Source organism: Mycobacterium sp. NGS19 (genome assembly GCF_059813155.1).
The window spans coordinates 404,690-431,640 of record NZ_JCALEB010000001.1 but is presented as its reverse complement, the minus strand read 5'-3'; the positions used below and the strand labels follow the sequence as shown (position 1 = coordinate 431,640).

At 67.4% G+C, this 26,951-nt stretch carries 31 protein-coding genes and 1 tRNA gene; 11 read left to right on the top strand and 21 right to left on the bottom strand.

Annotated features, from left to right (window positions below; translation table 11 throughout):
* Positions 1–93 precede the first annotated feature (93 nt).
* The 8 genes from AC5Y4N_RS02185 (at position 94) to AC5Y4N_RS02150 (ending at position 7,804) form a co-directional block, all read left to right on the top strand.
* Positions 94–1,266, top strand: coding sequence for a glycosyltransferase family 4 protein (locus tag AC5Y4N_RS02185; RefSeq protein ID WP_499906649.1), 1,173 nt, complete (start codon positions 94–96; stop codon positions 1,264–1,266).
* Positions 1,263–3,404 (top strand): amylo-alpha-1,6-glucosidase, encoded by a 2,142-nt coding sequence (locus tag AC5Y4N_RS02180; protein ID WP_499906647.1) that lies wholly within the window; start codon positions 1,263–1,265, stop codon positions 3,402–3,404. Before AC5Y4N_RS02185 ends, AC5Y4N_RS02180 begins: the two co-directional genes overlap by 4 nt.
* A 4-nt stretch (positions 3,405–3,408) precedes the next feature.
* A complete protein-coding gene (locus AC5Y4N_RS02175; protein WP_499906645.1) occupies positions 3,409–4,140 on the top strand; it encodes an enoyl-CoA hydratase in 732 nt (243 codons plus the stop codon).
* Positions 4,141–4,149: 9 nt separating this feature from the next.
* Positions 4,150–5,259, top strand: a complete 1,110-nt coding sequence (locus AC5Y4N_RS02170) for an MBL fold metallo-hydrolase (protein ID WP_499907448.1) — start codon at positions 4,150–4,152, stop codon at positions 5,257–5,259.
* Between the two features lie 56 nt (positions 5,260–5,315).
* Entirely contained in the window at positions 5,316–5,495 is a 180-nt protein-coding gene (locus AC5Y4N_RS02165) for an antitoxin (protein ID WP_499906643.1), read from the top strand.
* A gap of 3 nt (positions 5,496–5,498) precedes the next feature.
* Entirely contained in the window at positions 5,499–5,942 is a 444-nt protein-coding gene (locus AC5Y4N_RS02160) for a type II toxin-antitoxin system Rv0910 family toxin (protein ID WP_499906641.1), read from the top strand.
* Positions 5,943–6,014: 72 nt separating this feature from the next.
* Positions 6,015–6,896 carry an amidohydrolase family protein gene (locus tag AC5Y4N_RS02155; protein ID WP_499906639.1) on the top strand — a complete coding sequence of 294 codons (882 nt, stop codon included), beginning with the start codon at positions 6,015–6,017 and terminating at the stop codon, positions 6,894–6,896.
* Positions 6,897–7,042: 146 nt separating this feature from the next.
* Positions 7,043–7,804 (top strand): VOC family protein, encoded by a 762-nt coding sequence (locus AC5Y4N_RS02150; protein WP_499906637.1) that lies wholly within the window; start codon positions 7,043–7,045, stop codon positions 7,802–7,804.
* On the opposite strand, the gene AC5Y4N_RS02145 is transcribed toward AC5Y4N_RS02150, so the two are convergent.
* Positions 7,782–9,482, bottom strand: coding sequence for an NAD-binding protein (locus AC5Y4N_RS02145; protein WP_499906635.1), 1,701 nt, complete (start codon positions 9,480–9,482; stop codon positions 7,782–7,784). The two genes, AC5Y4N_RS02150 and AC5Y4N_RS02145, sit on opposite strands and share 23 nt — an antisense overlap.
* 11 nt (positions 9,483–9,493) lie before the next feature.
* Positions 9,494–9,934 carry a cupin domain-containing protein gene (locus AC5Y4N_RS02140; protein ID WP_499906633.1) on the bottom strand — a complete coding sequence of 147 codons (441 nt, stop codon included), beginning with the start codon at positions 9,932–9,934 and terminating at the stop codon, positions 9,494–9,496.
* Between the two features lie 44 nt (positions 9,935–9,978).
* Between AC5Y4N_RS02140 and AC5Y4N_RS02135 the strand changes: the two genes are divergently transcribed.
* Positions 9,979–10,401 (top strand): hypothetical protein, encoded by a 423-nt coding sequence (locus AC5Y4N_RS02135; protein WP_499906631.1) that lies wholly within the window; start codon positions 9,979–9,981, stop codon positions 10,399–10,401.
* Positions 10,402–10,417: 16 nt separating this feature from the next.
* Here the strand turns inward: AC5Y4N_RS02135 and AC5Y4N_RS02130 are convergent, their stop codons facing one another.
* The 5 genes from AC5Y4N_RS02130 to AC5Y4N_RS02110 are packed head-to-tail and all read right to left on the bottom strand — an operon-like array spanning position 10,418 to position 14,955.
* On the bottom strand, positions 10,418–11,212 hold the full coding sequence (locus AC5Y4N_RS02130) for an adenylate/guanylate cyclase domain-containing protein (RefSeq protein ID WP_499906629.1): 795 nt from the start codon (positions 11,210–11,212) through the stop codon (positions 10,418–10,420).
* 2 nt (positions 11,213–11,214) lie between these two features.
* Positions 11,215–12,549 carry a hypothetical protein gene (locus AC5Y4N_RS02125; RefSeq protein WP_499906627.1) on the bottom strand — a complete coding sequence of 445 codons (1,335 nt, stop codon included), beginning with the start codon at positions 12,547–12,549 and terminating at the stop codon, positions 11,215–11,217.
* Positions 12,546–12,938, bottom strand: a complete 393-nt coding sequence (locus AC5Y4N_RS02120; RefSeq protein WP_499906625.1) for a hypothetical protein — start codon at positions 12,936–12,938, stop codon at positions 12,546–12,548. Before AC5Y4N_RS02120 ends, AC5Y4N_RS02125 begins: the two co-directional genes overlap by 4 nt.
* Positions 12,935–13,090 carry a hypothetical protein gene (locus tag AC5Y4N_RS02115; RefSeq protein ID WP_499906622.1) on the bottom strand — a complete coding sequence of 52 codons (156 nt, stop codon included), beginning with the start codon at positions 13,088–13,090 and terminating at the stop codon, positions 12,935–12,937. The genes AC5Y4N_RS02120 and AC5Y4N_RS02115 overlap by 4 nt, the downstream gene beginning before the upstream one ends.
* A complete protein-coding gene (locus AC5Y4N_RS02110) occupies positions 13,087–14,955 on the bottom strand; it encodes a hypothetical protein (RefSeq protein WP_499906620.1) in 1,869 nt (622 codons plus the stop codon). The genes AC5Y4N_RS02115 and AC5Y4N_RS02110 overlap by 4 nt, the downstream gene beginning before the upstream one ends.
* A gap of 135 nt (positions 14,956–15,090) precedes the next feature.
* Here AC5Y4N_RS02110 and AC5Y4N_RS02105 point away from each other — a divergent pair, with 135 nt between their 5' ends.
* On the top strand, positions 15,091–15,777 hold the full coding sequence (locus AC5Y4N_RS02105) for a GAF and ANTAR domain-containing protein (protein ID WP_499906617.1): 687 nt from the start codon (positions 15,091–15,093) through the stop codon (positions 15,775–15,777).
* A 425-nt stretch (positions 15,778–16,202) separates the two neighbouring features.
* On the opposite strand, the gene AC5Y4N_RS02100 is transcribed toward AC5Y4N_RS02105, so the two are convergent.
* From AC5Y4N_RS02100 to AC5Y4N_RS02050, 11 genes are all read right to left on the bottom strand, one after another.
* Positions 16,203–16,733 (bottom strand): hypothetical protein, encoded by a 531-nt coding sequence (locus AC5Y4N_RS02100; RefSeq protein ID WP_499906615.1) that lies wholly within the window; start codon positions 16,731–16,733, stop codon positions 16,203–16,205.
* A 509-nt stretch (positions 16,734–17,242) separates the two neighbouring features.
* Complete coding sequence (locus AC5Y4N_RS02095; protein ID WP_499906613.1) at positions 17,243–17,452, bottom strand: hypothetical protein; 210 nt, start codon at positions 17,450–17,452, stop codon at positions 17,243–17,245.
* Positions 17,453–17,752: 300 nt separating this feature from the next.
* Positions 17,753–17,828: transfer RNA gene (locus AC5Y4N_RS02090), tRNA-Arg, on the bottom strand.
* A 29-nt stretch (positions 17,829–17,857) separates the two neighbouring features.
* Entirely contained in the window at positions 17,858–18,676 is an 819-nt protein-coding gene (locus AC5Y4N_RS02085) for an LLM class F420-dependent oxidoreductase (protein WP_499906611.1), read from the bottom strand.
* Positions 18,677–18,705: 29 nt separating this feature from the next.
* On the bottom strand, positions 18,706–18,882 hold the full coding sequence (locus AC5Y4N_RS02080) for a hypothetical protein (protein ID WP_499906609.1): 177 nt from the start codon (positions 18,880–18,882) through the stop codon (positions 18,706–18,708).
* An 8-nt stretch (positions 18,883–18,890) separates the two neighbouring features.
* Positions 18,891–19,124, bottom strand: coding sequence for an ANTAR domain-containing protein (locus tag AC5Y4N_RS02075; RefSeq protein WP_499906607.1), 234 nt, complete (start codon positions 19,122–19,124; stop codon positions 18,891–18,893).
* Between the two features lie 97 nt (positions 19,125–19,221).
* On the bottom strand, positions 19,222–19,773 hold the full coding sequence (locus AC5Y4N_RS02070) for a YceI family protein (protein ID WP_499906605.1): 552 nt from the start codon (positions 19,771–19,773) through the stop codon (positions 19,222–19,224).
* Positions 19,770–21,023: a S1C family serine protease gene (locus tag AC5Y4N_RS02065; RefSeq protein ID WP_499906603.1), complete on the bottom strand. Its 1,254-nt coding sequence runs from the start codon at positions 21,021–21,023 to the stop codon at positions 19,770–19,772. The genes AC5Y4N_RS02070 and AC5Y4N_RS02065 overlap by 4 nt, the downstream gene beginning before the upstream one ends.
* 40 nt (positions 21,024–21,063) lie before the next feature.
* Positions 21,064–22,713: an LCP family protein gene (locus AC5Y4N_RS02060; RefSeq protein ID WP_499906601.1), complete on the bottom strand. Its 1,650-nt coding sequence runs from the start codon at positions 22,711–22,713 to the stop codon at positions 21,064–21,066.
* Between the two features lie 130 nt (positions 22,714–22,843).
* Entirely contained in the window at positions 22,844–23,290 is a 447-nt protein-coding gene (locus AC5Y4N_RS02055; RefSeq protein WP_499906599.1) for a TetR/AcrR family transcriptional regulator, read from the bottom strand.
* A gap of 43 nt (positions 23,291–23,333) precedes the next feature.
* Positions 23,334–23,600: a DUF4333 domain-containing protein gene (locus AC5Y4N_RS02050; RefSeq protein ID WP_499906597.1), complete on the bottom strand. Its 267-nt coding sequence runs from the start codon at positions 23,598–23,600 to the stop codon at positions 23,334–23,336.
* 165 nt (positions 23,601–23,765) lie between these two features.
* Between AC5Y4N_RS02050 and AC5Y4N_RS02045 the strand changes: the two genes are divergently transcribed.
* A complete protein-coding gene (locus AC5Y4N_RS02045; RefSeq protein ID WP_499906595.1) occupies positions 23,766–24,860 on the top strand; it encodes a glutamate--cysteine ligase in 1,095 nt (364 codons plus the stop codon).
* On the opposite strand, the gene AC5Y4N_RS02040 is transcribed toward AC5Y4N_RS02045, so the two are convergent.
* From AC5Y4N_RS02040 to AC5Y4N_RS02030, 3 genes are read right to left on the bottom strand one after another with little or no spacing between them, the layout of a single operon-like run.
* Entirely contained in the window at positions 24,853–25,548 is a 696-nt protein-coding gene (locus AC5Y4N_RS02040) for an anti-sigma factor (protein ID WP_499906593.1), read from the bottom strand. The genes AC5Y4N_RS02045 and AC5Y4N_RS02040 overlap by 8 nt on opposite strands.
* On the bottom strand, positions 25,545–26,108 hold the full coding sequence (gene sigK, locus AC5Y4N_RS02035; protein WP_499907446.1) for an ECF RNA polymerase sigma factor SigK: 564 nt from the start codon (positions 26,106–26,108) through the stop codon (positions 25,545–25,547). The genes AC5Y4N_RS02040 and sigK overlap by 4 nt, the downstream gene beginning before the upstream one ends.
* A 32-nt stretch (positions 26,109–26,140) precedes the next feature.
* Entirely contained in the window at positions 26,141–26,938 is a 798-nt protein-coding gene (locus AC5Y4N_RS02030) for a DUF1365 domain-containing protein (RefSeq protein ID WP_499906591.1), read from the bottom strand.
* Positions 26,939–26,951: the final 13 nt, after the last annotated feature.

Below are 26,951 nucleotides of genomic sequence, written 5' to 3'. Positions count from 1 at the left end.
AGTTCGACTGGCGCAGAAGGATTCTCGTCGCCATAATTAGCAGTCGTCGACCGAGAGTGCTAACGCAAGGCGGACAGAAGGGAGGAGTTCTTGATGCGTGGCACCGAGTTCGTCCGGGATGCCGAGGTGGTCCAGCCGATGCGGATCGTGCTCGTCGCCCCGCCCTACTTCGACGTGCCGCCGAAGGGCTACGGGGGCACCGAAGCTGTGGTTGCCGACTTGGCCGACGCGCTGGTGGACCGCGGCCACGACGTGACACTCCTGGGTGCCGGCGAACCGGGCACCAAGGCGCGGTTCGTGCCGCTGTGGGACCACACCGTCGGCGACCGGCTGGGTCAGCCGTACCCCGAAGTGATGCACGCGGTCAAGGTGCGCAACGCCATCGCCCGCCTTGCTGTCAACGAAGGGGTCGACCTCGTGCACGACCACACCTTCGCCGGGCCGCTCAACGCGCCGTTCTACAAAGCGCTCGGCATACCGACCGTGGTCACGGTGCACGGGCCGATCGACGACGACCTCTATCCCTACTACCGCGAGCTCGGCGGTGACGTCGCGCTGGTCGCGATCAGCGATCGGCAGCGGGAACTCGCCCCGGACCTCAACTGGGTGGGCCGCGTGCACAACGCGTTGCGGGTCGACGACTTCCCGTTCCAGGCCGAAAAGGGCGACTACGCATTGTTCTTGGGCCGGTTCGCCAGCTACAAGGGTGCGCATCTGGCCTTGGAGGCCGCCCACGCCGCCGGTGTGCCGCTGGTGCTGGCCGGCAAGTGCGACGAACCGCACGAGCAGGTCTACTTCGACGAACAGGTGCGGCCGCTGCTCACCGACACCGACCACGTCTTCGGCCCGGCCGACGCGCACAGCAAGCGCAAGTTGCTGGCGGGAGCGCGCTGTGTGCTGTTCCCGGTGCAGTGGGAGGAGCCGTTCGGGATGGTGATGATCGAGGCGATGGCGTGCGGCACGCCGGTGGTCGCGCTGCGAGCCGGCGCGGTACCTGAAGTCGTCGCCGACGGTGTGACCGGCTTCATCTGCGACGATCCCGCGCAGCTGCCAGCCGCGATGGACAAGCTCGACGCGATCGACCCGGCCGCTTGCCGCCGGCACGTCGCGACCCGGTTCAGCGTCGCTGCGTTCGGCTCGGGCTACGAACGCATCTACCGCCGCATGGTCGGCCAGCGCACCGACAGCCCGCGCCGGATGCCGTGGCGCAGATCCCGGCGCCGCGCGGCCGAGGTGCCGGCCATCAGTGAGAAGGTCAGCGCATGACCGGTCAGCCGACCCCGCTCAACGGCAGCGAACCCGCCGCGATCGGTTCCGGCGGCGACACGGTGACGCTGGTCGAAGGCGCCACGTTCTGCCTGTCTGACCGGCACGGCGACGTGCGGGCGGGCAAATCGCATGGACTTTTTTTCCGCGACGCCCGCGTGCTGTCCCGGTGGGAATTGCGCGTCGACGGCAAGACCGCTGAGGCGCTGGATGTGCAGGCTCCGGAAGCCTTTGCGGCGCAATTCGTTTCGCGGCGCCCGCCGCGGTCGGGCACCGCTGACAGCACGCTGCTGATCGTGCGCGACCGGTTGGTCGCCGACGGCATGCGCGAGACGATCTCGGTGTACAACCTCGACCGCGAGAGCACCGTGGTGTCGCTGGAGTTGCACGCCGACGCCGACTTCACAGACCTGTTCGCGGTGAAGGAGGGCCGCGCGGCCACCGCGAGCGCCGACAAGGCGGTGCTGAACCGCGAGCTGATGCTCTACGACCCGATGGACCGCGTACGCGGGCTGAGCATCAGCGCGTCGGCGGATCCTGTCGTGCTGCCCGGCTCGCTGTCGTGGCGAGTGGTCGTGCCACCCGGTGGATGCTGGCAGACCGAGGTGCTTGCGCAGCCGACGTGGGTCGACCAGAAGGTGGCCAGCCGCTTCGGCCGGACAGACGAGCCGCAGTCCAGCGGGCCGGCCCGCAAGATCGAGGCCTGGCGCGACACGACCACGGCTGTGGCGGCCGACGATCCGGTGCTGTCGCTGGTGCTGCAACGCACCGAGAGCGACCTGGGCGCGTTGCTGGTGACCGACGAGGTGCACGGCCGCCCGTTCGTGGCCGCCGGCGCACCCTGGTTCATGACGCTGTTCGGCCGCGACAGCCTGTTGACCGCATGGATGGCGTTGCCGCTCGACGTGGAATTGGCCGTCGGGACTCTGCAACTGCTGAGCAAGGTGCAGGGCCGGCGGGTGGATCCGATCACCGAGGAAGAACCGGGCCGGATCATGCACGAGGTGCGCCGCGGCCCGGCCAGCGACGCGGTGCTCGGCGGCACGGTGTACTACGGGTCGATCGACGCGACACCGCTGTTCGTGATGCTGCTCGGCGAATGTTGGCGGTGGGGCGCCGACCCGGCGGAGGTGCGGTCGCTGCTGCCCGCGGCCGACGCCGCGCTGGACTGGATGGCGCGCTACGGCGACCGTGACGGCGACGGCTTCATCGAATACCAGCGCGCCACCGATCGCGGCCTGATCAACCAGGGCTGGAAGGACAGCTTCGACGGCATCAACGACGCCGAGGGGCGCCGCGCGGAACCGCCGATCGCGCTGTGCGAAGTGCAGGGGTATGCGTACGCGGCGTTGCTGGCCCGCGCAGAGCTGGCCGAGGAGTTCGGCGAGTCCGGCGACGCCGAGCGCCTGCGGCAGCGCGCCGCCGAGCTGCGCGAGCGGTTCTGCGAGGCGTTCTGGCTGCCGGACCGCGGGTGGTATGCCACTGGCCTGGACCGGTGGAAACGCCCGATCGACGCGCTGACCAGCAACGTGGGCCACTGCCTGTGGACCGGCATCGCCCCCGACGAGCACGCGGCCAAGATCATCGAGCGGCTGTCCGGCGCCGAGATGGACAGCGGGTTCGGGCTGCGAACCCTGGCCACCACCATGGGCTGCTACAACCCGATGAGCTACCACAACGGATCGGTCTGGCCGCACGACACCGCGATCGCGATCGCCGGGCTGCTGCGGTACGCGCATCTGCCGGGTGCGGCGGAGCTGGCCGAGCGGCTGGCCAAGGGGCTGCTGGACGCGGCCGGCGCGTTCGGCGGCCGGCTGCCGGAGCTCTTCTGCGGCTTCCCCCGCGAGCAGTTCGCTTCCCCGGTGCCGTATCCGACGTCGTGTTCTCCGCAGGCGTGGGCCAGTGCGGCGCCGTTGCTGCTGGTGCGCTCGTTTTTGGGCCTGCACCCGCATGTGCCGCACCGACGGCTGGAGGTATCGCCGCGGTTGCCGTCGGCCTGGGGACGGCTCGAGCTGGCCGACCTGCGGCTGGGGCCGGTGACCGTGCACGTCGAAGCCGAGGGTCAGGCGGTCAAAACGTCGGGGCTACCCGAAGACTGGCAGCTGGTGACGCCCGATTCGGCGTCCTCGATATGGTGACGTCATGATCGGTGTCACCCGGGTCGACAAGGTCACCACCATCGAGATGCAGCGGCCGGACCGTCGCAACGCGCTGAATTCCGAGCTCGTCGAGGAGCTGCGCAAGGCGATCGAGCAGGCCGGGGCCGACGACATCCGCGCGATCGTGCTGACCGGGCAGGGCAGTGTGTTCTGCGCCGGGGCCGATCTGTCCGGCGACGCGTTCGCCGCGGACTATCCCGACCGGCTGATCGCCCTGCACAAGTCCATCGACGAGGCGCCGATGCCGGTGATCGGCGCCATCAACGGGCCCGCGATCGGCGCGGGCCTGCAGTTGGCCATGATCTGCGACCTGCGGGTGGTGTCGCCCGACGCGTTCTTCCAATTCCCGACCTCGAAATATGGTCTGGCGCTTGACAATTGGAGCATCCGACGGTTGTCGTCGCTGGCCGGGTACGGTCGTGCGCGGGCGATGTTGCTGACCGCGGAGAAGCTGACCGCCGACGTCGCGCTGCAGACGGGGCTGGCCAACCGGATCGGCTCGCTGGCCGACGCGCAGAAGTGGGCCGAGGAGATCGCCGGGCTCGCGCCGCTGGCGCTGCGCCACGCCAAACGCGTGCTCAACGACGACGGCGCCTACGAAGAACAGCGACCCGTGCACAAGGAACTGTTCGACAAGGCATGGAACAGCTCAGACGTGGTCGAGGCGCAGGTGGCGCGCTTGGAGAAGCGGCCGCCGAACTTCAAGGGCGCCTGAGCGGCCATGTTGTCGGGCGCGCTGCGGGTCGGCGTCGGCACGGCCACGCTGCTGGGCGGCGGGTGGTTGCTGCGCGCGCTGCGGGGCGCACCGGCCGCGCTGGGTGCCAGCCCGCTGGCCATCCGGGAAGTCGCCGCCGGATCGCCGAACTACCGCAACGGCGCGTTCGCGAACCTCGAGCCGACGTCGATGTTCGAGGTCAGCCGCGAAGAGCAGCGGATCATGCTGCGCGAGATGCTCGGCGGTCGCGCCGGCCGCCCACCCAGCGAGATTCCGGTGGAACGGCCGGCGGGCCTGGGCGCACCGACGCCGCTGGCGGTCACCTGGTTCGGCCACGCCAGCGCACTGGTGGAGGTTGACGGCTACCGCGTGCTCACCGACCCGGTGTGGAGTGAGCGCTGCTCGCCGTCGCACGCCGTGGGCCCGCAGCGGCTGCATCCGCCGCCGATCCCGCTGGAGTCGCTGCCGGCCGTCGACGTCGTGGTGATCAGCCACGACCACTACGACCACCTCGACCTCGACACTGTGCTGGCGCTCGCCCGCAGCCAGCGGGCGCCGTTCGTCGTCCCGTTGGGCGTCGGCGCGCACCTGCGCAGCTGGGGCATCCCGAAGCATCGCATCGTCGAATTGGATTGGGGCCAAAGCACTCCCATCGACGATCTGACACTGGTGTGCACACCGGCGCGGCACTTCTCTGGCCGGTTCGTCAGCCGCAACACCACGCTGTGGGCGTCGTGGGTGATCGCCGGCCCGCGCCACCGCGCCTACTTCGGCGGCGACACCGGCTACACCCGCAGCTTCGCCGAGATCGGTGCGCAGCACGGCCCGTTCGACCTCACGCTGCTGCCGGTGGGCGCCTACAACAAGCTGTGGCCGGACATCCACATGAACCCCGAGGAAGCGGTCCGCGCGCACGTCGACCTCAACGGTGCCGCCAAAGGCGTTCTGCTGCCGATTCATTGGGGCACGTTCCGGCTCGCACCGCACCCGTGGGCCGAGCCCGTCGATCGGCTCGTCCCCGCGGCCGCGGATGCCGGCGTCGACGTCGCGGTGCCCAAGCCCGGTCACCGGCTCGAGCTGCCGGACTCGTCCGCGCGGGACGAATGGTGGCACCTGTGAGCCTCGACGGTCGGCCTCGCTTGTAAAGACGACGGGCGCTCGACGACAATGACGGCATGAGTTTCCTCGACAAGGCCAAAGACCTGCTGGGCAAGAACGCCGACAAGGTGGAAACCGCGATCGACAAGGCGGCCGACATCGTCGACTCAAAGACTCAAGGCAAGTACAAAGACACTGTCGACAAGGTTCAGGAAGCGGCCAAAAAGGCCGTCGACAAGGGCAACCCGAAGACCTGACATATGGCGAAACTCTCTGTCTCCGTCGACGTCCCGTTGCCGCCGGAGAAGGCATGGGACTGCGCCTCTGACCTGTCGCGCTACAAGGAGTGGCTGACCATCCACCGGGTGTGGCGCAGCAAGCTGCCCGAGACCCTGGACAAGGGCACCGAGGTCGAGTCCATCGTCGAGGTCAAGGGCATGCCCAACCGGATCAAGTGGACGATCGTGCACTACAAGCCGCCGCAGGCGATGACGCTCAACGGCGACGGCAAGGGCGGCGTCAAGGTCAAGCTGATCGGCAAGGTGAAGCCCAACGACAACGATCCGTCGAGTTCGCAGGTCACGTTCGACGTACACCTGGGTGGGCCCGCGCTGTTCGGCCCGATCGGGATGCTTGTCGCCGGAGCGCTCAAGAGCGACATCCGGGAATCGCTGGACAACTTCAAGGCGGTCTTCGCGGCGTAGCTCCCGTCGAGACTGCGGTGAGATCGCGATTTCTGCGAAAACTGCGATCTGTGCGCAGAATCAGGAGGGCAGATGTACGAGTACGGCATCGATTTCGCCGGCGTTCAGGCGATCGACATCCACACCCACGTGGAGGTCGACAGCCACGGGCACAAGGCCACCGACGACCAGCTCGCCGCGGCCACCCAGCAATACTTCAAGCTCGGCCCCGAGAGCAGCTTCACCGTGGACCAACTGGCCGAGCACTACCGCCAGCGCAACATCGCCGCGGTGGTGTTCACCATCGACGCCGAGTCCGCGTCGGGACATCCGCCGAACTCCATCGACGACATGGTGGACGGCGCCGCGCGCAACAACGACATCCTGATCCCGTTCGGCAGCGTCGACCCGTGGAAAGGTCAGCGGGCGGTGCGCCGCGTGCGTAACTTGGTTCACGACCATGGCGTCAAGGGGTTCAAGTTCCATCCGAGCGCGCAGGCGTTCGACCCGAACGACAGGCGGTTCTACCAGATCTACGAGGCGATCGCCGAGGCCGGCGTCCCGGCGCTGTTTCACACCGGGCAGACGGGGCTGGGCGCCGGCATGCCGGGCGGCTACGGCATCAAGTTGCGCCACTCCGACCCGATGCTGCTCGACGACGTGGCCGCCGACTTCCCGGAGCTGACGATCGTGATGGCCCACCCCGCGGTGCCGTGGGTGGACTCGCAGATCGCGATCGCCACGCACAAGGCGAACGTCTACATCGACTTGTCGGGCTGGTCGCCGAAGTATTTCCCGCCGCAGCTGGTGCATGCGGCCAACCGTCAGCTCAAGCACAAAGTGCTGTTCGGTACCGACTTTCCGTTCATCCAGACCGACCGCTGGCTTCGCGATTTCGACACCCTGGGCATGGATCCCGAGGTGCGGCGGCTGATCTTCAAGGAGAACGCCCTGCGCGTACTGGGCCTCGCCTAGCGTGAACCTCGCCTCGCTTGCGCGACCGTGCGCGTCTGCCCGGCGACACGCCGAGAACCACGCACAACAGCGCACGCTCGCGGGGCGCGAGCGATGAGTTTCTGCGCGAGCGGCAGTCAACACCGGCGAGCTGAAAGGAGACTCACATGACCCTCGCACCGCTTGGCGCACCGATCTGGATCGACCTGTCGTCGTCGAATGTCGACCGCGCCCAGGAATTCTACGGCGCTGTCTTCGGCTGGACGTTCGAGTCGCCCGGTCCCGACTACGGCGGCTACATCAACGCAGCCAAAGACGGCAAGCCCGTCGCAGGGCTGATGCAGAACCAGCCCGAATGGAACGCTCCCGACGCGTGGAACATCTACTTCCACACCGCCGACATCCACAAGACCGCCGAAACCGTAAGCAGCGCAGGCGGATCGGTGTGCGTGGCGCCGATGGAAGTCCCGGAGAAGGGCTGGATGGCGATGGGCATCGACCCGTCCGGCGCGCCCTTCGGCCTATGGCAGCCCACCGGCCATCGCGGCTTCGAGGTGATCGGCGAGGCCGGCGCGCCGGTCTGGCATCAGCTGACCACCCGCGAGTTCACCAAGGCGGTCGACTTCTACCGCACCGTGTTGGGCTGGCAGACCCGCGTCGAGCATGACACCGACGAATTCCGTTATCACGCAGCGGTTTTCGACGGTCAGGACGGACTCGGCCTGATGGACGGGTCTACGATTCTGCCCGACGACGTCCCGTCGCACTGGGTCACGTTCTTCGGTGCCGACGACGTCGACAAGACCCTGCAGCTGATCACCGACCTGGGCGGCAGTGTGCTGCGCCCGGCCGAGGACACCCCGTACGGGCGGCTGGCGTCCGCTGCGGACCCGACCGGCGCGGTGTTCAACCTGTCTTCGCTGCGCTGATCCCGAACTGGCCCTTGCGCAGGGTGTCGAGCAGTTCGCGGTACGGCCCCACCAGATAGGCCGTGTCGCCGGCGGTGAGCCGGGTTTCGCGGCGCGGATGCACCGTGAACGTGCCGTCCTCTCGGCAGATGGCGATGACGCGGGTGTGGGTGGACATCTCGATCATGCGTATTCCGTCGAGCTCGCTACGAGGTTCCACCCGCACCCCGCCCACCATGAACGACCGCTGGCCGACCGAGAACGTGCCGATGACCTGAAGCCCCAGCGCCGCGCCGATGAACCACGGCGTAGCCAGCTCGACCGTGGAGCGCACGTTCGCGAAGCCGAACCGGTGCGCCACCGCGGCACCGAGCGCGCGGTCGTAGACCCGCAGCACCACCGGCACGCCCGGCCGGTTGCCGCGCCGGCGCCACCGCGAGCCGAGAATCTCCTTGAGCACGATGCCGATCTCGATGTTCACCATGTCGTCCTGGGTGAGCACCGCAACCGCACGCGCTTCGGAAACCCGCGCGGCCTCCAGCGTCTGGCGCAGCGTCGCGTCGCCGAAGATCACCGGGACGTCCAGTGCCGCGGCCGCCGACAGATAGCGGTTCTCGTCGTTGTTCTCGATGACGGCGACTTCGTAGCCGGCCGCCCGCAGGTCGCTGACGACGCGGATGCCGAAGGACCCCAGGCCGACGACGATCACGTGGCGGCGCAGGTGCCGCACCCGCCGCCGGCCCGCCGACTGCGCGAACCGCCGCGACAGCAGCAGGTCGGCGATGAACGCCACCAGGATCGCGACGGTGGTGACGCCGGCGAACATCATCACGATGCCCCACAGCCGCAGCCAGGTCGGCTGTTCGATGAAGTTGAAATCGCCGTAGCCGACGGTCGCGATGGTCTCCGTGGAGAAATACAGTGCGTCCACCCACGTCATGCCGGGGTACTGGTAGGCGAACCGCAGCATCATCGTGGAGCCCACCAGCAACGCCAGCGTGACTGCCAGCAGGCGGTAGAACAGCGGGTTGATGTCCTCGCGCAGCATCCGCAGCCCGTCGACCATCCGCACCCACCACCGGCGCCGATAGCGGTGATTGGCTGTCGGCGGCTCCGCCCGGATACCGCGCGCGGCCAGCTCGTCGGCGGTGCCCAACATGGCCGTCCAGTCGCCGGCTTGCACCTCGAGGTCGCGGCCCGGGCAGGCCACCACCTCGCCGGCGTGCGGGGCGGTCTCGCCTTTGATCACTGCGACGGGCGCGAGGTCGCCGAACAGTTCACGTAGCGTGGCGTCGCGCGGCGCCTCGGTGCCGGAGACGACGAACTCGACGCCGGCGATCGTGATCGCGTGCGTGGTGCGCGACAGACACGCTTCGACCACCGACGACGCGGCCAGGTCGGCGACATCGAGGATCGCCCCCGGGCCGTTGCCGCCTGCGACCGCTTCTCGCAGTACGGCATTGACCAAGCGGGCCACCACGCGCACATTCGGGTTGGCTTCGCGTGCCAGCAGTGCGATCTCGAGATTGATCGCGTCGTTGTGTGCCACGCAGATGATGGCGTTCGCGTGGTCGATGCCGGCCTCGGCGAGCTCGGCGGGCGAGGTGAGCATGACCACCGATGTACCGGCGCTGTTGAGCTCCTCGACGATTCGCATCGCCAAGGCGTCGTCGCCGCAGACGATGGTGTGGCCCCGCATTCTGGGTAACGCTACTCCGCGGCCAACGCGAAATCCGCGTAGTCGAAGCCCGGCACCACCACGCAACTGACGAGGCTGGGCTGGTCGTCGCGGGGCCGTGCCCGCTGCCAATATCCCGGCGGCACCAGCACTTGCGGCTCTTCGCCCGCGTCCAGGTCAGAACCGAGCAGATGCGTTGTGGCCGTTGCTTGTTCACGGCCCACATCCAGCAGCAGCGGGCTGCCGCGATGGAACATCCACAACTCCGCGCTGCGTACGGTGTGCCAGGCCGACTGCTGGCCGGGCAGCAGCATAAACAGGATCGCGGTGCCGGCACTGCGCGGGCCGGCGTAATCGGGCGGGAGCGCTGATTCGGCGATCGTCAACTCGCTGCGCCACGTTTCGACGAACCAGCCGCCCTCGGGGTGCGGCGACATGTTGAGCCGTCGAGCCCAATCCGGAATCTCCGCCATGGACGTTCACAGTAGTGCCGCGTCGACGCGCTAGGGTGCCAACCATGATCCGGCTGCGTCCCGGTTGGCTGGTGGTGCTGTTCGCGGCGGTGATCGCGGTCAGCGGATGGCTGCCGTGGCGGACCACGAACGTCAGCGGGGGTGGGCATTCCAGCGCGATCGGCGGCACCGTGGGTGCGTTGTCGCCGCCGACGAAGTTCGACGCCGGGCAGTTGATCATGCTGCTGGCCTCCGTGCTCGTCGTCGCCGGCGCGATGACCGCGCGCGAACTGTCGGCGCGCATGTCCGCCGTTGCCGCCCTTGTGCTTTCGCTGTCGATCGGCGCGATGACGGCGGTGTACTACCACCAGAAGATCCATCCGCCGGTGACCGTCGGCTACGGGTTTTACATCGCAGCGGCGGCGACGGGCGCGGCGGCGCTGTGTTCGCTATGGGCGTTGTTCTCGGCGCTTTCGTCACGCCGGTGAGCCCTGAAACCGCTTGCTAGGCGGCCACTTCCACCGGATAGAGCAGATGCGTGCCTCGGAAGCCCTTGAGTTCCACCTCGCGCGGTTCGCCGACCTCCACCTCGTCGCTGACCGCGTCGAACACCGGCTCGCTGATCAGCACTTCGCCGCCGTCGGCCTGGGCCGCGACCCGCGCCGCCATCGCGACGTTGCGGCCGAACAGGTCGTCGCCGCGTCGCACCGACTTGCCCATGTGGATGCCGATGCGCACACGAATAGCCTTGCCGGACAACCGCTTCGCCTGCTTGCGCAGCGCCTGCTGAATCGCCAGCGCGCAGTGCACCGCCTCGTCGGGGCGCGCGAACGCGACCATGAAACCGTCGCCTTGGCTTTTGACCACGTGCCCGGAGTGCTTGTCCACACACTGCCGCACCAGCTTGTCGTGGCGGGCGAGCAACCGCACCCACGCCCGGTCACCCATGCTTTCGTTGAGCGCCGTCGACTCCTCGATGTCGGAGAACAAGATCACGACGTTGCCGCCGTGCGTCAGCCGCGCAAGGTCAGGCCGCTCGACCTCGGCCCAGTCGGCGAGCTCCTCGATCGAACTGCGCACCGCCGCGCCCAGCCCGCGCTCGCGGATCAGGTTCGCCGTCTGCCACACCGTCTTGACCGCCTCGCGGCCACCGGTGATCAGCTGCTGGCGGGTGTCGACGCGCGACCTCAGTTCGTCGGCCTCACGGCGGGTCCGCAGCAGCAGCACTGCCAGTACCGCAAGCCCGACCGCCTCCGCGACAGCGAGGGCGGCGAGTACCCATAGCAGCGCGTCGGCCATCGCTATCCGCCGAACAACAGGTACAGGCCGGTGAACGTGTAGCCGACCATCACCAGCATCATCGCCAACTGCCCGGTCAGCTGGTGTCCCTGCGGCAGGACGCGCAGCGCTTTGTCGTGGGCGGCGATCACCGCGGCGATGTGCCCGGCCACCACGAATGCGACCTTGATCGTCGCCAACGCCGCCGGATGCGACGACAAGACGTACGACACCTCAGCATTGCTGAGCCACAACACATTCCAGCCGCGTCCCAGCGGATCGCCGAGCCGCACGAACGTCTCCTGTCCGCGCTCCACCAGGTAGCTGAGGTAGTGGGCGAAGATGTAGCCGACGACGATCGGGATCAGCGAGTGGGCCATCTGGCCGGGCAACGCCAGCCGTTGGCGGCGGTCCACGCCGCCGGTAGCGCAGGCCGCCGCCGAGAACGTCAGCGCCACAACCGCTGCGAACACCAGCAGTCCGCATGTCTTGACCAACGTTGCCGTCAGCACCGACCCACCGGACAGGTCGTCGACGAAGTTGCGCCAGCCCGGCGTGGCGGAGAAGCTGTCGAACGCCGTCGACCCGAGCAGCACCGAGAGCACAACGACCACACCGGGACGCACCGGCAGCGACGGCAGGTGGTCGAACGGGTTGCCCACCACGATGCGCCCCGTGTCGCGATTGCGGCGAAACGGCGAAAGTCTCGATGCCACAACGCTGTACACCTCGAACGGATCGGCCCGGGCGAACCAGCGCTCACCCCAGATCTCCGCACCGATGATCATCGCGACGGCGTACACCAGCAGCCACAGCTTGATTCCGTGCAGCGAGCCGGGATCGGGGCTGGCCAGCTCCAGCCAGACGAACGCGAACAAGCCGAACGCGGCCGGGAAGTAGCCGAGCCGATCCGGATAGCGGGCATGGCGGAATCCGAAGAGCTGCACGGTGCGATACACCGTGCGCATCGGCGAGATCACCCGCCACACCGGGCCAAACACCAGCGACACCGCGACGACTCCCACCCACAGCAGCACGTAGAACACTCCGGGTAGAGCGTTGCGGTTGTTCTGCGGGCCGTAGATGCCGCCGATCACTACCCACACCGTGAACACGAATACGACGCCCGCCGCCACCCAACGCGTCAACCGGGCATCAACTACGCGGGTCACCCAATCCGGAAGCGCGCGACCGGGTTTGGCCGGGTCGAACCGCGGCTTGCGCCACGCGAACGCCACGACTGCGAACGTGAACGTCAACGCCCAGGCGGCACCCACCAAGGCGAAGCCGAGCGGTACGGGCAGGTCGGTAGAGCCGCCGAGCCCATGTGCGAGCACGGCCTGATGGTCGGGCGTCACTGCTGAACTTGGATGGTGGCGATGGTGCGGTCCAGCTTGTGCAGCTCCACCTCGACCTGACCCGGGACGTCGACGCTGAACTGGAACGTCTGATTCGGCTTGGCGTCGACGTGGAACGTGTGGTCGGGCACGGAGTGCACGTGCAGCTCGTCAGCCGCATCACTGTTCACCTGCACCCGAATCGGCTGTCCCACTTTGGCTTTGAGCTGGGCGTTGGTGGGCGTGACGGTGCCCTTGTTGATCGTGACGTCGACGACCAGGCTGGGTGCGGCCTGCTGCGGTGACGGCGGTGGCAACGCCGACGAACTCGGCTCACTGCTCTTCGATCCCCCGCACGCGGTGACGAGTGCGAGGGTGGTCATCAGGGCGGCGACGACTCGTGGCGTCATTCCGACTTCTCGTTCCTTTCCGAGGTGTTCTCAGGAGTTCGCCTGTCGCGCACGGCAACCCAGACGATCACCGCGACGACGGCGATCGCCGGCACGAATGCGGGCACAGCGAGGATCAGCGCATGGTGAGCGAGAACCTGCTGCACCGTCACGCCTGCGCTTTGGGTCGGTCCTCGACGTCCTCGGTTGTCTCGAATTCGCTGTTGTTGATCCGGCCGGTACCCCAGGTGAGCGCGGCGATCAGCGTCAGCGTGCAGGCCAGCACCACCAGGCAGCCGGCGAACCACAACCACGTCGGGGTGTCGGGTGTGCGTTCACGCTGCAAAATGGTGATCTCCGGCTGGAACTTCGCCACACCGACGATCGTCGGCGAGTTCAGCTGGTTGGCCGAAATGCCTTCCACCGGTTTGCCGATTCCTGGGTCTGCCGCCAGATAGATCGGCACGCCCGCCATCTTCTTACCGTCCTGGATGCGCAACAGCGTCTTCCATGACCCGTACACCGGAACGGGCTGGTTCGAGCGATAATGGCCCGGCCCCAGGCGTTGCAGGCGATCGATGACGATGCCGCGGTCGTTCTCCATCTTGCCCTGCCACGACAGCAGCGAGACCCACTCGGGGTCGGCGCCGACGAGGTCGGGTGGGCTGATCCGCACGTCCGCGTCCATCATCTTGTGACCGTCGACGTTGCTGGCCTCGGTGAGCTTGATCGTGGCGAGCACGTTCGGGTCGGGGACGTGGTACTGCAGCCCGTTGGCGGTCGCTCCGCCGATGACGACGACGGCGGCGGCGACGAGCCCGATCCCGATGGGCCGCGACGGCAGCCGCTGGCCGGTGAACACCATGCCCAGCATCGCGCCGCAGACACCGACCAAGATGGCCACGGGGACCGCCATCGCGAGCGCCTCCGGCCACATGCTCGTCGGCCAGGGATACGGGTACACCGAGCCGATCCACAGCGACTCCAGCCAGAGGCCGACGGTGGCGATACCCAGACCGCTCACGGCGCCGAACAGCAGCGGGCGCTTGAGCAACGGTGTCAGTGCCAGCAGTTCGACGACGATCGCGGGCCCGAGGTAGAGCGGGAACCAGTTGATCGGCGCGCCGAGGATGGGACCGACCACCAAGGAGACGGCACCGCGCAAACCGATGGCGAACAACGCGGCCAGGATCGCGGCGCCGCGGCCCATCATCATTCGGGCGGCGACCAGACCCAGCGATGCGGCGGCGGCGATGAGCATCGGCTGGAAGACCAACCGGAACTGCGGCACGCCGAAGTCGAACTCGATCTGGTACACCGACATGCCGATGACGATGCCGCCGAAGCCCAGGTACTGAACGGCCTTGAGCCCCAGCCCCTCCTCGGGGGGATTGTCGCGGGTGGCCATCCGGCCCTCGTACTCGAGCAGCAACGCGGCGATGGTGGAGAACCCGGCACCGCCGATCATCATGAGATGGGTTGGGCCCCATAGGGTTACGTCTTGGCCGAAGATGCGGTGCCAGATGTCGTCGAGCGGGAAGCCGAGCAGCGCGTACATGCCGCAGCCGGCCATCAACACGCCGCCGACGGGGGCGTACCAATTGCGCGTGATCCTCACAGCAGCCGGACCGGGTTTGTCGTAGGGCAGCACTACCGCCAGCATCCCGGCCACGAACAGCAAGAAGAGGCCGAAGAGGATGAAGTAGTGCGCTGGGTTGGCCAGCGGCCCGGCGTCGCGGCCGTTGCCGATATGCCAGCTGACGTCCCAGATGAAGCCGAACAGTGCGCAGATGATGGTCGTGATGAACAACGCGATCGGCAACGCGACCCATGGCGGGCGCTTGAACCGACGGCCGAAAGCGTCGGCTAGCCGAGTAAGCCAGGTGATTTTGCGCGTACGGTGCATGTAGCCGATCCACAGCAGAACTGCGAACACGACGGCCGCGCCGACGCTCAAACCGATGACCTGGTCGAGGGCAGCACCGCCGCCCTCGGAGGTTGCAGCAAGTATCGACATGTCCATTGACTCCCCGTTCATTGCCACACCGACGAGTATGGCTTACCAAGTACCGCCGGTAACAGGTCTTGAAACCACTTCACAGCGGACGGATCGTGTGCGAGTGCTGATTAGCGGGCGCGTAAATTAAGTGGAAACGAGGCACGAAGGACAGCAATGATCGAGCAAGATGGGCGGACGTTGGCCACGAAAATGGCCGAGCTGGCCCGCCGGGTCGCGGTGCCCAGCAGCGTCGAAGACGTTCTGTCCGGCGTGACGGCCACGGCGATCGAAACCATTCCGGGAGTCGACGCCGCCGGCGTCCTGATCGTCACCAAGGGCGGCAAGGTGGAATCCCACGCCGGCACCTCGCAGCTGCCGGAGGAACTCGACCGGCTGCAGGGCGAACTCGGCGAAGGGCCATGCCTGGAGGCTGCGATCAACGAGCTGATCGTGCGAACCGACGACTTCAAGGAAGAACACCGGTGGCCGCGGTACTCACAGGCGGTTCTCGAGATGGGCATCCGTAGCAGCCTGTCGTTCAAGCTCTACACGAGCACCGACACCGCGGGCGCGCTGAACCTGTTCGCGTTCGAGCCGAACATGTTCGACGCTGAGGCCGAAGCGATCGGCTCGGTGCTGGCCGCACACGCCGCCGCGGCGATCCTGGCGAGCCGGCGCGGCGAGCAGCTGGAATCAGCGCTGACCAATCGCGATCTGATCGGCCAGGCCAAGGGCATCATCATGGAGCGCTACAAGGTCGACGCGGTGCGCGCCTTCGACATGCTGAGGGAGCTGTCGCAGACCAGCAACACCAAGCTGGTGGACATCGCGCAGCGGGTGGTGGACACGGCGCTGGACTGATAGCCGGGCGCGGCATGTCATCAGCACCGTTGGTTCCCGCCGCGAACGAACTCGTTGAGTCGTTTTCCAGTTATGGGTTCGTCATCACGTGACCGATCGCGTCGGCCAGGCGCACCTCGAGCAAGCGGTCATCAAAACCTTTTCTGGCTCGGCATGGTGGACAAGCTCTTGGATTAAGGCTCCTCCGCGCGCGGCGTGCCGCTCACTGTTCCGGCGACAGGGTTCGACTGGTGTGGAGCGGGCGTCGATTTGCAGTGCGTGCGTGGATGGCAATAAGTCGCCCTATGGGGACTTATATGGGCTGGTATTGGCTTAGGGTTGCTTATCTCATATATTGGGTGGTGCCTGTTGCGGTGAGCTTCAGGAAGTGAACCCGGCAGCCTTCCGGACGGTGGGCGGGCCGGGTTTCGCGCATTTGGCCACGGTTAGACCTGTTTTACGGCGGCGATCACAGGCTCGATTCGCCGTTTCCAGTGGCCGCCGCGCGCCCAGCACCACGCGATCGCATCGGGCACCGCCAGCAGCACCTCGGACCTGGCTCGGTGGTGTTCATAGCGCAAGGTGTCGCGGCGCCCTTCGGCACGTGTCAGCTCGATCAGTCGCTGCCTATCCCAATGGATGATGGAATCGTCTTGCTCAAGCACTAGTAGCGTTTGCTCGCCCGTGATGTCCCTAATCAGGGCTTGCAGGCAGGCATCCCGTGCGCCGAGCGGGTCCTTATAGCGCTGGTCGGCGTCATAGATGGTGGCGGTCACGGCCGCAGCACAAATGGCGTCGCATATTGCGCGTCGGCGCGGATCGCTTTCCTTGGCGATGTGGATTCGGGTCTGTCCGCGCAAGATGAAGCGCCGCATGGTTTTCCGCAGGTCCCCAAGTTCCGTAGCGATGTGGACGCTAGCAACCAGTACGTAGCCACGCTGTTTGGTTTCGTCGACGTAGATGTGGCGAACGGTCACGACATGCTCCGAGCACCCAGGAGCGTCGCCGCCGCGCGGTTTGACTGGCTTATGGTGGTGGGCCGGTCATGGAAATGGTGCGCTTCTACCTTCACATACCTTCACACCGATTCTCGACGTGGAATCGCCCTGTTCACAGGTTCCGGGGAATGACCCGTGTTCGCGCGAGCGATGGGATGTGTCGATGCGCATGCTCGGAGACGTTAACGAGCGGGCATGCAGACACCCCGTGATCAGCGCGCGTTGTTGGGTCAGCTGTAGAGCACCTACATCCGCGGCGCGGGCGCCATTCGACTGGCTACTGATCTATCAGACGCTAGTTGTTGCGGCCGACCGCCGCGGGAAGCTCGGCGACGACATCGCCGAGCTGGGAGACGCCGTGCACCAAGCATTCCTCGCCGATTTGGCTACCGCCGACGATGTTTACAGGTAGCCGACGATGTTTACAGGTATACGACGCGCGCTCCAGAGGACATACCAAGTGGGTAGGCCACCGAAGATTGATCCGTTCAAGCCGATCCATAAAGGCTCTCACTCTGCCAGAGGGCTCGAAGTCGGACTGCCTTCGAGCCGTTCGGGTACGTCTCGTCGGCGTCGATGCCAACGCTGGTCAGGATAAAGTCCCGGAAGGTAGCGTTGGAAAAGTCGAGCACATAACCGCTTCTCATACCAAACAGATGTTCAAGTTTTTGCTTTGTCGAGTTATTCAGGCTGGCCATTGTGACTAAGAGTCCTCTTAACTATTCTCTTCCTGTCTTTCAGCACTCGCGATAGCTGAGCGCCAAGCACCCTTTTCATTCGGTACATCGAACAGGGATAACTATGTTGTCAATAGAGCAACCAAAGTGTGTACCGATCGCCAGGGACCCTACCGAGATTAAACTCGTTTACAGCGGTCAGTACGTGGAAAGTAAGTCTATGCCGTGCCGCAGACATGTACCGATAGACATGCGAGAGGCCGGCACTTCCTGTGCCGACCTCTGTATTTGCAGCTCTGTATCGAACGTGCGTTCGAATCATGGTGCCCCCGGCAAGATTCGAACTTGCGACACCGGCTTTAGGAGAGCCGTGCTCTATCCCCTGAGCTACGAGGGCCGATCGGCTCGCAGCTTACCGGCCCGGCGTCAGCGCAACTCCGCGATCACCTTCGAGAACGCCTCCGCGTGGTGCTCCTGCACGGTGAAGTACGTCAGCGAGTAGGTGTCGCGGTACCGCCGCAGCGTGTCGGCGATGTCGCGCGGCGTCCCCGCCAGCACACCGGGCAGCTTCCGCAGCTCATCGTCGGACAGCTCCGGCGAATACCTGCGGGCCAGCCGCAGGTCCGGTGCCCCGCTCGAGTCGCGCGGTACCGCGATGATCGCCAGATTGCACTCGATGTCGTCGAACCGGTCGCCGGCCACCCCGCGCACGAACTCGACGCGCTCGCCGAGCGGATCCGCCGCCATCCCGCCCGGCCGGCCACCGGCGATGCCGATGACGTGGGCGTGGTGCGCCGCAATCGTCAGCACCCGGTCTCCCGCGCCGGCAATCAGCAACGGCACATCGGGCAGGTGCTCACGCATGTAGGCCGTCATGTGCGCCAGGTAGTCGACCCGCTGCCCGGCAGTCGGAAACGGCAACTCGGCGGCCTCGAACTCTTCGCGGACGTATCCGGTGCCCAGCCCGAGTTCGAATCGGCCGTCGCTGAGCATGTCTACGGCGGCGGCGTCGCGGGCGAGCAGCGCGGGTTTGTAGAACCCGGCGTTCAGCACGAACGTGCCGAGCCGGATCGTCGTCACCTCGGCCGCCGAGACCAGCGCGGGAAACGGAGCCGGCGCACCCAGATGATCTGGCACCTGAAGGATGTCGTAGCCGAGGTCTTCGGCGCGGCGGGCGGTCTCCTGCCACGCCGACCGCGAGCCCTTCGGCAACAACCCGATGCCGAACCGGAAGTCTTTGGCCATCGACAGCGATGCTATGCGAGCACCGGCTGTCAGCCGCGCGGCGACTCCGAAGGCGGCTTGCAGCACAACGCCAGCAGCGCGATGTGGGCGCCCGGGGCGTCCTGCGGATAACCGGACCGCATCCACTGCGCCGCCTTGCCGACCGGCGCCAACGGTCTGGCAATCATCCGTGCGGGTGCCGCCAGATACTCCGCTGTCTTGCTCATCGGTCTGTTCATCCTGCTTGCCCAGCTGCGTCGGTGGTCTCCAGAAGCTGTCCCCATTGTCGGCGCGCGACCGCCATTGCGCCAGGGTGTGACGGCTCGCAGCCTTCGGCGAGCTCGACCAGCGCCTGCGCGACCCGCAGCGCCGGCACCACGTACTGCCGCGACGTCGCGACGATCTCGTCGAAGGCCTCTTCGACCGGGCACCGCCGCAGCGCCAGAAGCACGCCTTCGGCCCGATGCAACATCGGAGCGTCGGCCGCTCGGTCAATGGGTCGTCGATGCGACGTGCTGATCATGACGGTGTATTCCCGCGCGTTGGAGCCGGTAAAACCGATGGGCTCAAGCGTTTTTGGCGCGGCTGGCGGTGAACGCGACCGTCACCTCGTCGGCCACCTTCAGCGTGCTCATGAACAGCGAGTACGGCTTGACGCCGAAGTCGGTTTGGCGCAGCTGCACTTGGGCCGACATCTGCCATGCGTCGCCGAGATCCGCCACGCCGACGTCGACGGTCTGCGGGCGCGCGGTCCCGTGGATCTCCACGGTCCCGGTGAGTCGGTAGCCGTCAGATGTCGTGGCGACGTCCTCGGACCGAAATGTGATCGTCGGGAACCGGTCGCGCTCGAGTGACTTGAACGCGTTCGAGCGGACGACGGCCTTCTCCGGTCCGGACAGCGGCGTCACCCCGCCTTCGCCGCGCAGCACCTCGAGCGAGTCGACGTGGACGTCCAGCTGGACGGCGGTGGGCTGGTCGCCCGTCCACGTGACGGTGCCCCGCCAACTGGTCATCGCGATGGTCAGCCGGTGACCCATTCGCGACGCCCGTCCGGTGACGCCGGTCTTGATCAAAAGCTGGCCGTCGGACGCGTCCAGCTGCCACACGTCAGCGGTCACGGCGCCGCGATGCCCAGCTTCACCTTCGTCGTCTTGGTGGCTCCCGACGGGTCGGTGTAGGTGAGCGTGACGGTGTCGCCGGGCGCCTTCGAACGCACGGCCGCCACCAACGCGTCGGCGCCGTCGATGACCCGGTCGTCGAGCTTGGTGACCACCGCGCCGACGGGAAGGCCCGCCGAGGCTGCGGAGCCGCCGCTGACCACCTCGACGATCCGCGCCCCATGGGTGTCGGCGTTGCTGGTGACCCGCACACCCAGCGACGCGCGCGACGCCTTACCGGTGGTGATGAGCTGGTCGGCGATGCGCTTGGCCTGGTCCACCGGGATTGCGAAGCCCAGCCCGATCGACCCGGCCTTCGCGTCGGCGCTCGACGTGTCGCCGATGGTCGCGATCGCCGAGTTCACGCCGATGAGGTCGCCGTTCATGTTCACCAGCGCCCCGCCCGAATTGCCGGGGTTGATCGCCGCGTCGGTCTGGATCGCGTCGAGCACGGTGTTCTGGTTGTCCGCGTCACCCACCGTCGACACCGGCCGGTTCAGCGCGCTGATGATGCCCGCCGTCACGGTGCTGTTGAGCCCGAGCGGCGACCCGACTGCCACCACGCTCTGGCCCACCCGAAGGTCCGCCGACGAGCCCAGGGTGATCGGGGTCAGTCCGGTCATGTTCTTTGCGCGCACGACCGCGATGTCACTGGTCGGGTCTGCGCCGACGATCGTGAACGGCGCAGTACGGCCGTCGTTGAAGGTGGCGGTGGTGTCGGCGCCGGCGCGTCCGCTCGGTGCTGCACCCGGGACCGACACGACGTGGTTGTTGGTCAGGATCAGGCCGTTGGGGTCGAGGATGATTCCGGACCCCTCGGCGAACGCATTGCCGAGCTTGGTCTCGAGCTTCACCACGCTGGGCACCACCTTGGCCGCCACCTGCTCCACCGACCCGGCCTGCAAGCGGGCCGGCGGCTGGCCGCTGTTGGTGGCGGTGGTCATCGTGCTCAGCCGCGAATGCGGCGACGAGACCGTCAATGCCACACCGCCTCCGATCGCGGCCGAAATGACCGACAGCACAACCGCTCCCGCGAAGATCAGGCCTGCGCGGGACCGCTTCGGAGGGGCCGGCTGGGCCGGTGGCAACACCGCGGTGTACGGATAGGCCGCGCGCTGCGGCGGATACGTCGGATGGCCGTACGGCTGCTGATAACGCGTGCGCGGATCCGGGTATGGCGGGCGCTGCGGGTACCGCGGGTCGTAGGTCATCTCGTGCGTCCTCTTCGTCTGCCTGGCCGCGCGCCGCCGGTCACTTCACACACGGCGCTTGGTCGTTGGTCATGCGGGTGAGGTCGGTGGGTGCGGGAGTTCGGGTCCCGGCCGCCGTGGCCGACACCGTGGCGACGGTACTGGTCGGCGATGTCGTGCTGGTGGCGGTTGTGGTGCTTTCAGTGCTTGCGGTGCTTCCTGATTCACTGTTTATCAGGTAATCGGCGCTGGGGAAGTCCGTGCCCACGGTCAGCTGCACCGTGTCGCGGGCCAGGCTGCTCGACGGGGTTGCGGTCAGGTTGAGCTGACGGGCCAGCGCCTCGGCCGCCGGCCCGGCACCCGGCCCGTAGGTGATGGTGCTCTCGTCGCTGACGCTGTCGGCCGTCGTGACTTCACCCGCGGTGAATCCGCGGTCGCTGAACGTGTTGACCAGTTTCGTGGCCAGCCCCTTGTAGTCCGAGGCGTTGACCACGTTGAGCACCACGCCGCGGGCTGCGGACAGCGCCTCATTGGCGGTCGACAGCGGCGCCGTGGTGGCGCTGCCCGTCGGCGCGGTGTTTGCGGTCGGGGCGCCGACGAGGTCGCGCACGATCGCACGGATCATCGGCACGTCGACGGTGTTGACGTCCTCGCCGGCGGAATCCTGGGTGAAGCTGCTGATCGGCAGCGTGTACAGCGAAACCCCACGGTCGGTGAACGCCGACGCGTGCTGGATGAAGCTGGAGATGTCCAGGCTCGAGTCGACGGCGATGTTTTGCCGTGCCACGTCCAGCAACCGGTGCAGGTCGCTGGGACTCGACAGCGATCCGCCGTGACGCAGTGCGTTGAGCAAGGACACGATGAACGCCTGCTGTCTACGGGTGCGGTCCAGGTCGGTGAACATCTCGTCGTTGACGTCACGGCGCTGCCGCACGAACGCCATCGCCTGCGCGGCGTCGATCTGCTGCACCCCCTTGTGGAAGTCGGCTCCGGAGAAGTTGTCGTAGGTGTCTTCGTTCAGGCACACCGTGATCGGCTGCACCACCTGCGCGATCTGGAAGAACGCGGCCAGCGTGACCTCGATGAAGTGGTCGATCGGGATGCCGAGCAGGTTGCGCACCGTGTTGATCTGCGCCTTACGGCCGGCCTCGCGGGCCTTCTGCTCGTTTGCGGTGGGATCACCGGACGCGTCCAGCTTGTCCATCACCCGCTGATATGCGAACCCGTAGGCCTGCTTGACCTTGCCTTTGCACTGGCAACCGGCGAGGTCGACGTAGTCGTCGCGGGGGATCGAGATCGCGGTGATGGGCGCGGTGCCGGCCGGGATGTGCACCACGATCAGCACGTTGGCGTTGTAGCCACCCGCCGTCTCGTCGCCGGCGTGCAGCGCGTCGTACATCTCCTGCGGCAACGGCCGGCCGTGCTGGTCGAGGCGGCTGTCGAGGCCCATGATCAGGATGTTCTGGTCACCGCCGGTGGAGGCGGGCGCGCCCTCGAGCGCCTGCGAGATCGTGATCCCGCCGAACAGGTTGCGGTTGCCCGCCCAGGCCATCCCGGTGATCACCACGATCACCACCGCCGCCAGCGCGGTGACCAGCTGGGCCACGACCAGCACCGGGCGCCGCGCCGACCGGCCGGGCAACCGGTGGCGTGGCGCCGACGAGCGAGGTCGGGCTTCCCGACCCCGGAAGCGGTGCGCCGGGCTGCTCATGATCACCAGGCATTATCCCTGACCGGGACCAACCCCGCCTGCGCCGCGTGATTCAGCGCACTTCCGTCGTCCGCGCCGCCCGGCACGACGATTCGTCAGCGGTGAGGGTTGAAGCGAAAAGGGTTGTGGCTCAAGACAAGTCGCCGGTGAGGTAATGCTGCAACGCGGGTGCCACCGCGTCGACCAGGGTATTGACGTCCATCGAGTGGATGGGTTCTGAGCGGACCGCGTAGCGCATGATCCCCAGTCCCACCACCTGCGACGCACACAGCGACGCGCGCAATTTGATCCTGTCGACGCCCAGCCGCTTCAGCAGCGGGCTGAAGACCGGTACCGTCAGGCTCTTCTCGACGATGTCCACGGTCTTGGCCAATCCCGTCGTCGCCACAGCACTGGCGGCGAACGGGCCGCCGCCCGCCAGATCCCAGGTGGTGAACAACATGAAAAGCGTTTGCCGCCCCGACTGATTCACGCTTCCGGTGACGACCCGCTCGATGAACTCCTTGGTGGACAGAGGCAGCCGTAGCAACCGTGCCACCGGATCGCCGGGTTTACGTGACGGCTGTTCGGCTCCCATCAGGCCAGAATCGCTTGTCGGAGCGGGCTCGTCAACGACCGGGTCAACGGCGCGCCTGCATGTCGAGTACGACGTTGTCGCCGTTGATGCTCTTGACGGTGACGTCCACCCGGTACGCCTGCCTTTTGACCGTCATTTCGCAGACCACTGTCGCACCGACGCTGGGGCGCAGATTGTCCGGGCACGACACGGATTCCGGCTTGCTGCCCGCCCACTCCTTGTCGCGGATCTGGTTGGCGACGTCCTCTTTGGTGACGGTCTTGGGCTCAGAAGAACAGCCGCCGACCGCGAGCAGCAAACCGGCGAGCACGCAAGAAACAATCGCTGGCGCAACCGATTTCGCCATCCCGCGCCTCCGTCTCCGATCGCCGAGTGCGCCCACTATGACACGAGCGTCCCAGAATTGTGCGCGGAACACCGCGAAAAACCGTTGGCGTCAGGTGCTTCTGCGCATCGGTGAGAGAATGCGGACACCATGGGCGAACATCCTACGATCGGCGTCGAAGAGGAATTCCTGCTCGTCGATCCCGGCACCGGCGAACCTGTGCCGCTCAACCGGGCGGTGGCCGACTACGCCGATGCGCGCGGAGTGAGGCTTCAGCTCGAACTCACCAGCTGCCAGGTCGAGACGACCTCGGGTGTTCTCGCCGGCAGCGACGAACTGCGCACCGAATTGCGCCGATTGCGCCGCACCGCCGCCGAGGCCGCGTCGGCTGCCGGCGCGCAGCTGTTGGCCGTCGCGCTGCCGCCCTCGGTGCCCCACCACTTCCCGGTGACCGACACTCCGCGCTACCGCACCATCGGCGAGCACTTCGGAATGATTGCCCACGAACAAGGCATCTGCGGCTGTCACGTCCACGTCGCGGTGCCCGATCGCGTTGCGGCCGTCGCGGTGAGCAACTGGTTGCGGCCGTGGCTGCCGCTGCTGTTGGCGCTGACCGCCAACTCCGCGATCTACCGCAACGCCCACACCGGTTACGCCAGCTGGCGCAGCGTGCTGTGGGCACGCTGGCCCAGTGCCGGGCCGCCACCGTTCTTCGAGTCGGTGGCCCACTACGAGTCGACGGTCGAGATGCTGTTGGACACCGGCGCGGTGATCGACGACGGAATGATCTATTGGGACGTGCGGCCGTCGTCGAAGTTCCCGACCATCGAGGTGCGGGTGGCCGACGTGCCGTCGACAGTCGCCGAGACGGTGCTGCTGGCGACGCTTATCCGGGCCGCGGTGATGACCGCGCTCGACGAGATCGAGCGGGGCCGCGCAGCACCGCGGGTGCCGGCCGAGACGTTGCGTGCCGCGTACTGGAAGGCTGCCCGGGACGGGCTCGACGGTTGGGCGGTGGACCTCATCGACCGCCCGCGACCCGTGCGCACACGCGAGCTGTTGGCCAGGTTCGTCGACCATCTGCGCCCGGCACTGGAAGAGCTCGGCGAGTATCGGCAGGTGACCGGCGAACTGCAGCGGCTGGCCGCAGACGGCAACGGCGCGACCCGCCAGCTGCGCGCCTGGCAGCGCCGCCACGACGCGGCCGACGTGATCGCCGAGGCCGCGGCCGCGACGCTCAGCTGAGCGGCAGCTTGGCGATCACCGGGCTGGTCGGCTTGTCGGAGCCGCTGCCCGGCTCGACGGTGAAGGCGAGGGCATTCGAATGGCGCAGGTCCGGCAGCACGGCCCGGGTCGAGGGCGCGACGGCCTTTTCGTCCATCGTGCCCGCCGACGTCGGGCCCTGGTCGCCGATCAACCACATCTGATACACCGTGCCCGGCTTGGGCGGTGGCACGTTGTTCATCACCAGCACGCCGGCGTTCTTCTCCCGCGAGAACACGACCGTCGCCGTGCCGCCGCCGGGGATCGCCCCCGAGACCGTGTGCACGTCGGGTGCGGCGAACACCTGCTCGGCTGTGGACGGCTGCGGCGCCGGGCGCAGCGCGAGCCCGGCGGCCAACGCGCCAAGGCCCACCACCAGCGCCGCGGCGGCAGCGAGAAGCGTTGTGCGCCAACGAGTTTGCCTGGGACGCGAAGCGACTGCGGCCAGCACTCGGTCGCGCAGATGCGCGGGCGGCTCAACCGCCGTCGCCGCCGACAGCACGGCCAGCGTCTCCCGCACCCCGCGCACCTCGTCGTGGAATGCATCAGCGACCACGGCCGGCGCCCGGGCGACTCGATGCTCGATCCCGGCGCGTTCGTCGTCGCCGACGGCGTCGAGCGCATACGGCGTCGCCAGCTCGACGAGTTCGAAGTCGGACGGCTCGGTCATGTCACACCCAGGCAATTGCGCAGGCCGCGCAACGCGTCGCGCATCCGTGACTTGACGGTCGCAAGGTTAGTCGAAAGACGCTCGGACACTTGCGAATACGTCAATCCGCCGTAGTACGCCAGTTCGATTGCTTCGCGTTGCGGCTCGGTGAGCGCGGCCAGGCAGTCGACCACCTGACGGCGCTCGTCGCTGGAAATCGCCGCGTCGGCCACGACGTCGGCCGCCGGTTCGGCGGTGGTCGTGCCGTAGCGGACCTCGCGCTGGCTGGCGGCCTGCTCCGCCCGGACCCGGTCGACGGCCCGCCGGTGCGCGATGGTCAGCAGCCATGCCAGTGCCGAACCTGTTGCCGGGTCGAAACTGCCGGCGCTTCGCCACACCTGCAGATACACGTCATGTGTGGTTTCTTCGCTGTAGCCGGGATCCCGCAGCACCCGGCTCACCATCCCGAACACGCGAGCGCGGGTGCGGTCGTAGAACGCGGCGAACGCGTCGGCATCCTGGCGGGCCACCCGGCCCAGCAACGCGTCCAGCTCGCTGTTGCGCTGCGACGATCCGACCATCGAGCGGTAGCCTAGCGGGACCGCGAGCGTCGTCATGACGCAACGCTTTGCTCCGGCGGGTCGGTCACGTCGATGTGCACGGCGCAGGACACCGACGGTCCACTGGCGGCCATCGGCTGCCACGGCACCCGGCGCATCCCGCGCAGCCACAGCATGACGCCCTGCAGCCGCCTGGCGAACCCGGCCAGCAGCGGCGCCGCAGGTGCGACGAACTGCAGCCGCAGCACCTGTGCCACGGTCGCGGGACGGCGGGTTCCGCGCACGGTCGCGACGAACGCCGGCGCGTCGTTGCGGTACAGCGACACCTCGACGTCAAGGCGGTGGCCAGGGCGCGGCGCCCGCAGCACGTAGTGGCCGTCGACCGGGTGGAACGGGGAGCCGTACATCCGTTTGACGGCCAGCACCGGCGCGTCGGCCGACGGCAACAGATACGCGTGCCGTTCGCCGCGGGTGTTCTGCACCTCGGCGATCACGTGTCGCAGCAGCCCGGCGCGGTCGTGACACCAGTAGAGGGTCAGCGGGTTGAACACGTGGCCGAGCACCCGCGGCTGCAGCAGCGCGGTGATCTGCCCGCCGGGCAGCGTCACGCCGTGGCGGGCGAGGACGGCGTCGAGACGCTGGCGCAGTGAATCGGCGTCGGAACCGGTGAAGTGGTCACGGGGGTCGAAGCGGGCGAAGGCGCGCAGCCAGCGGGGCAGGTCCGGCAGGTCGTCGACGTCGACGTACCAGCTGTAGCTGCGGTGTTCGAAGTAGTGGTTCACCGGCGCCTGCCGCAGGTGCGTGATCCTGGTCCGGTAGATGGCGGGCGTCGCTTGGCCAGTGCGCTTCACACCCGGTATTCGG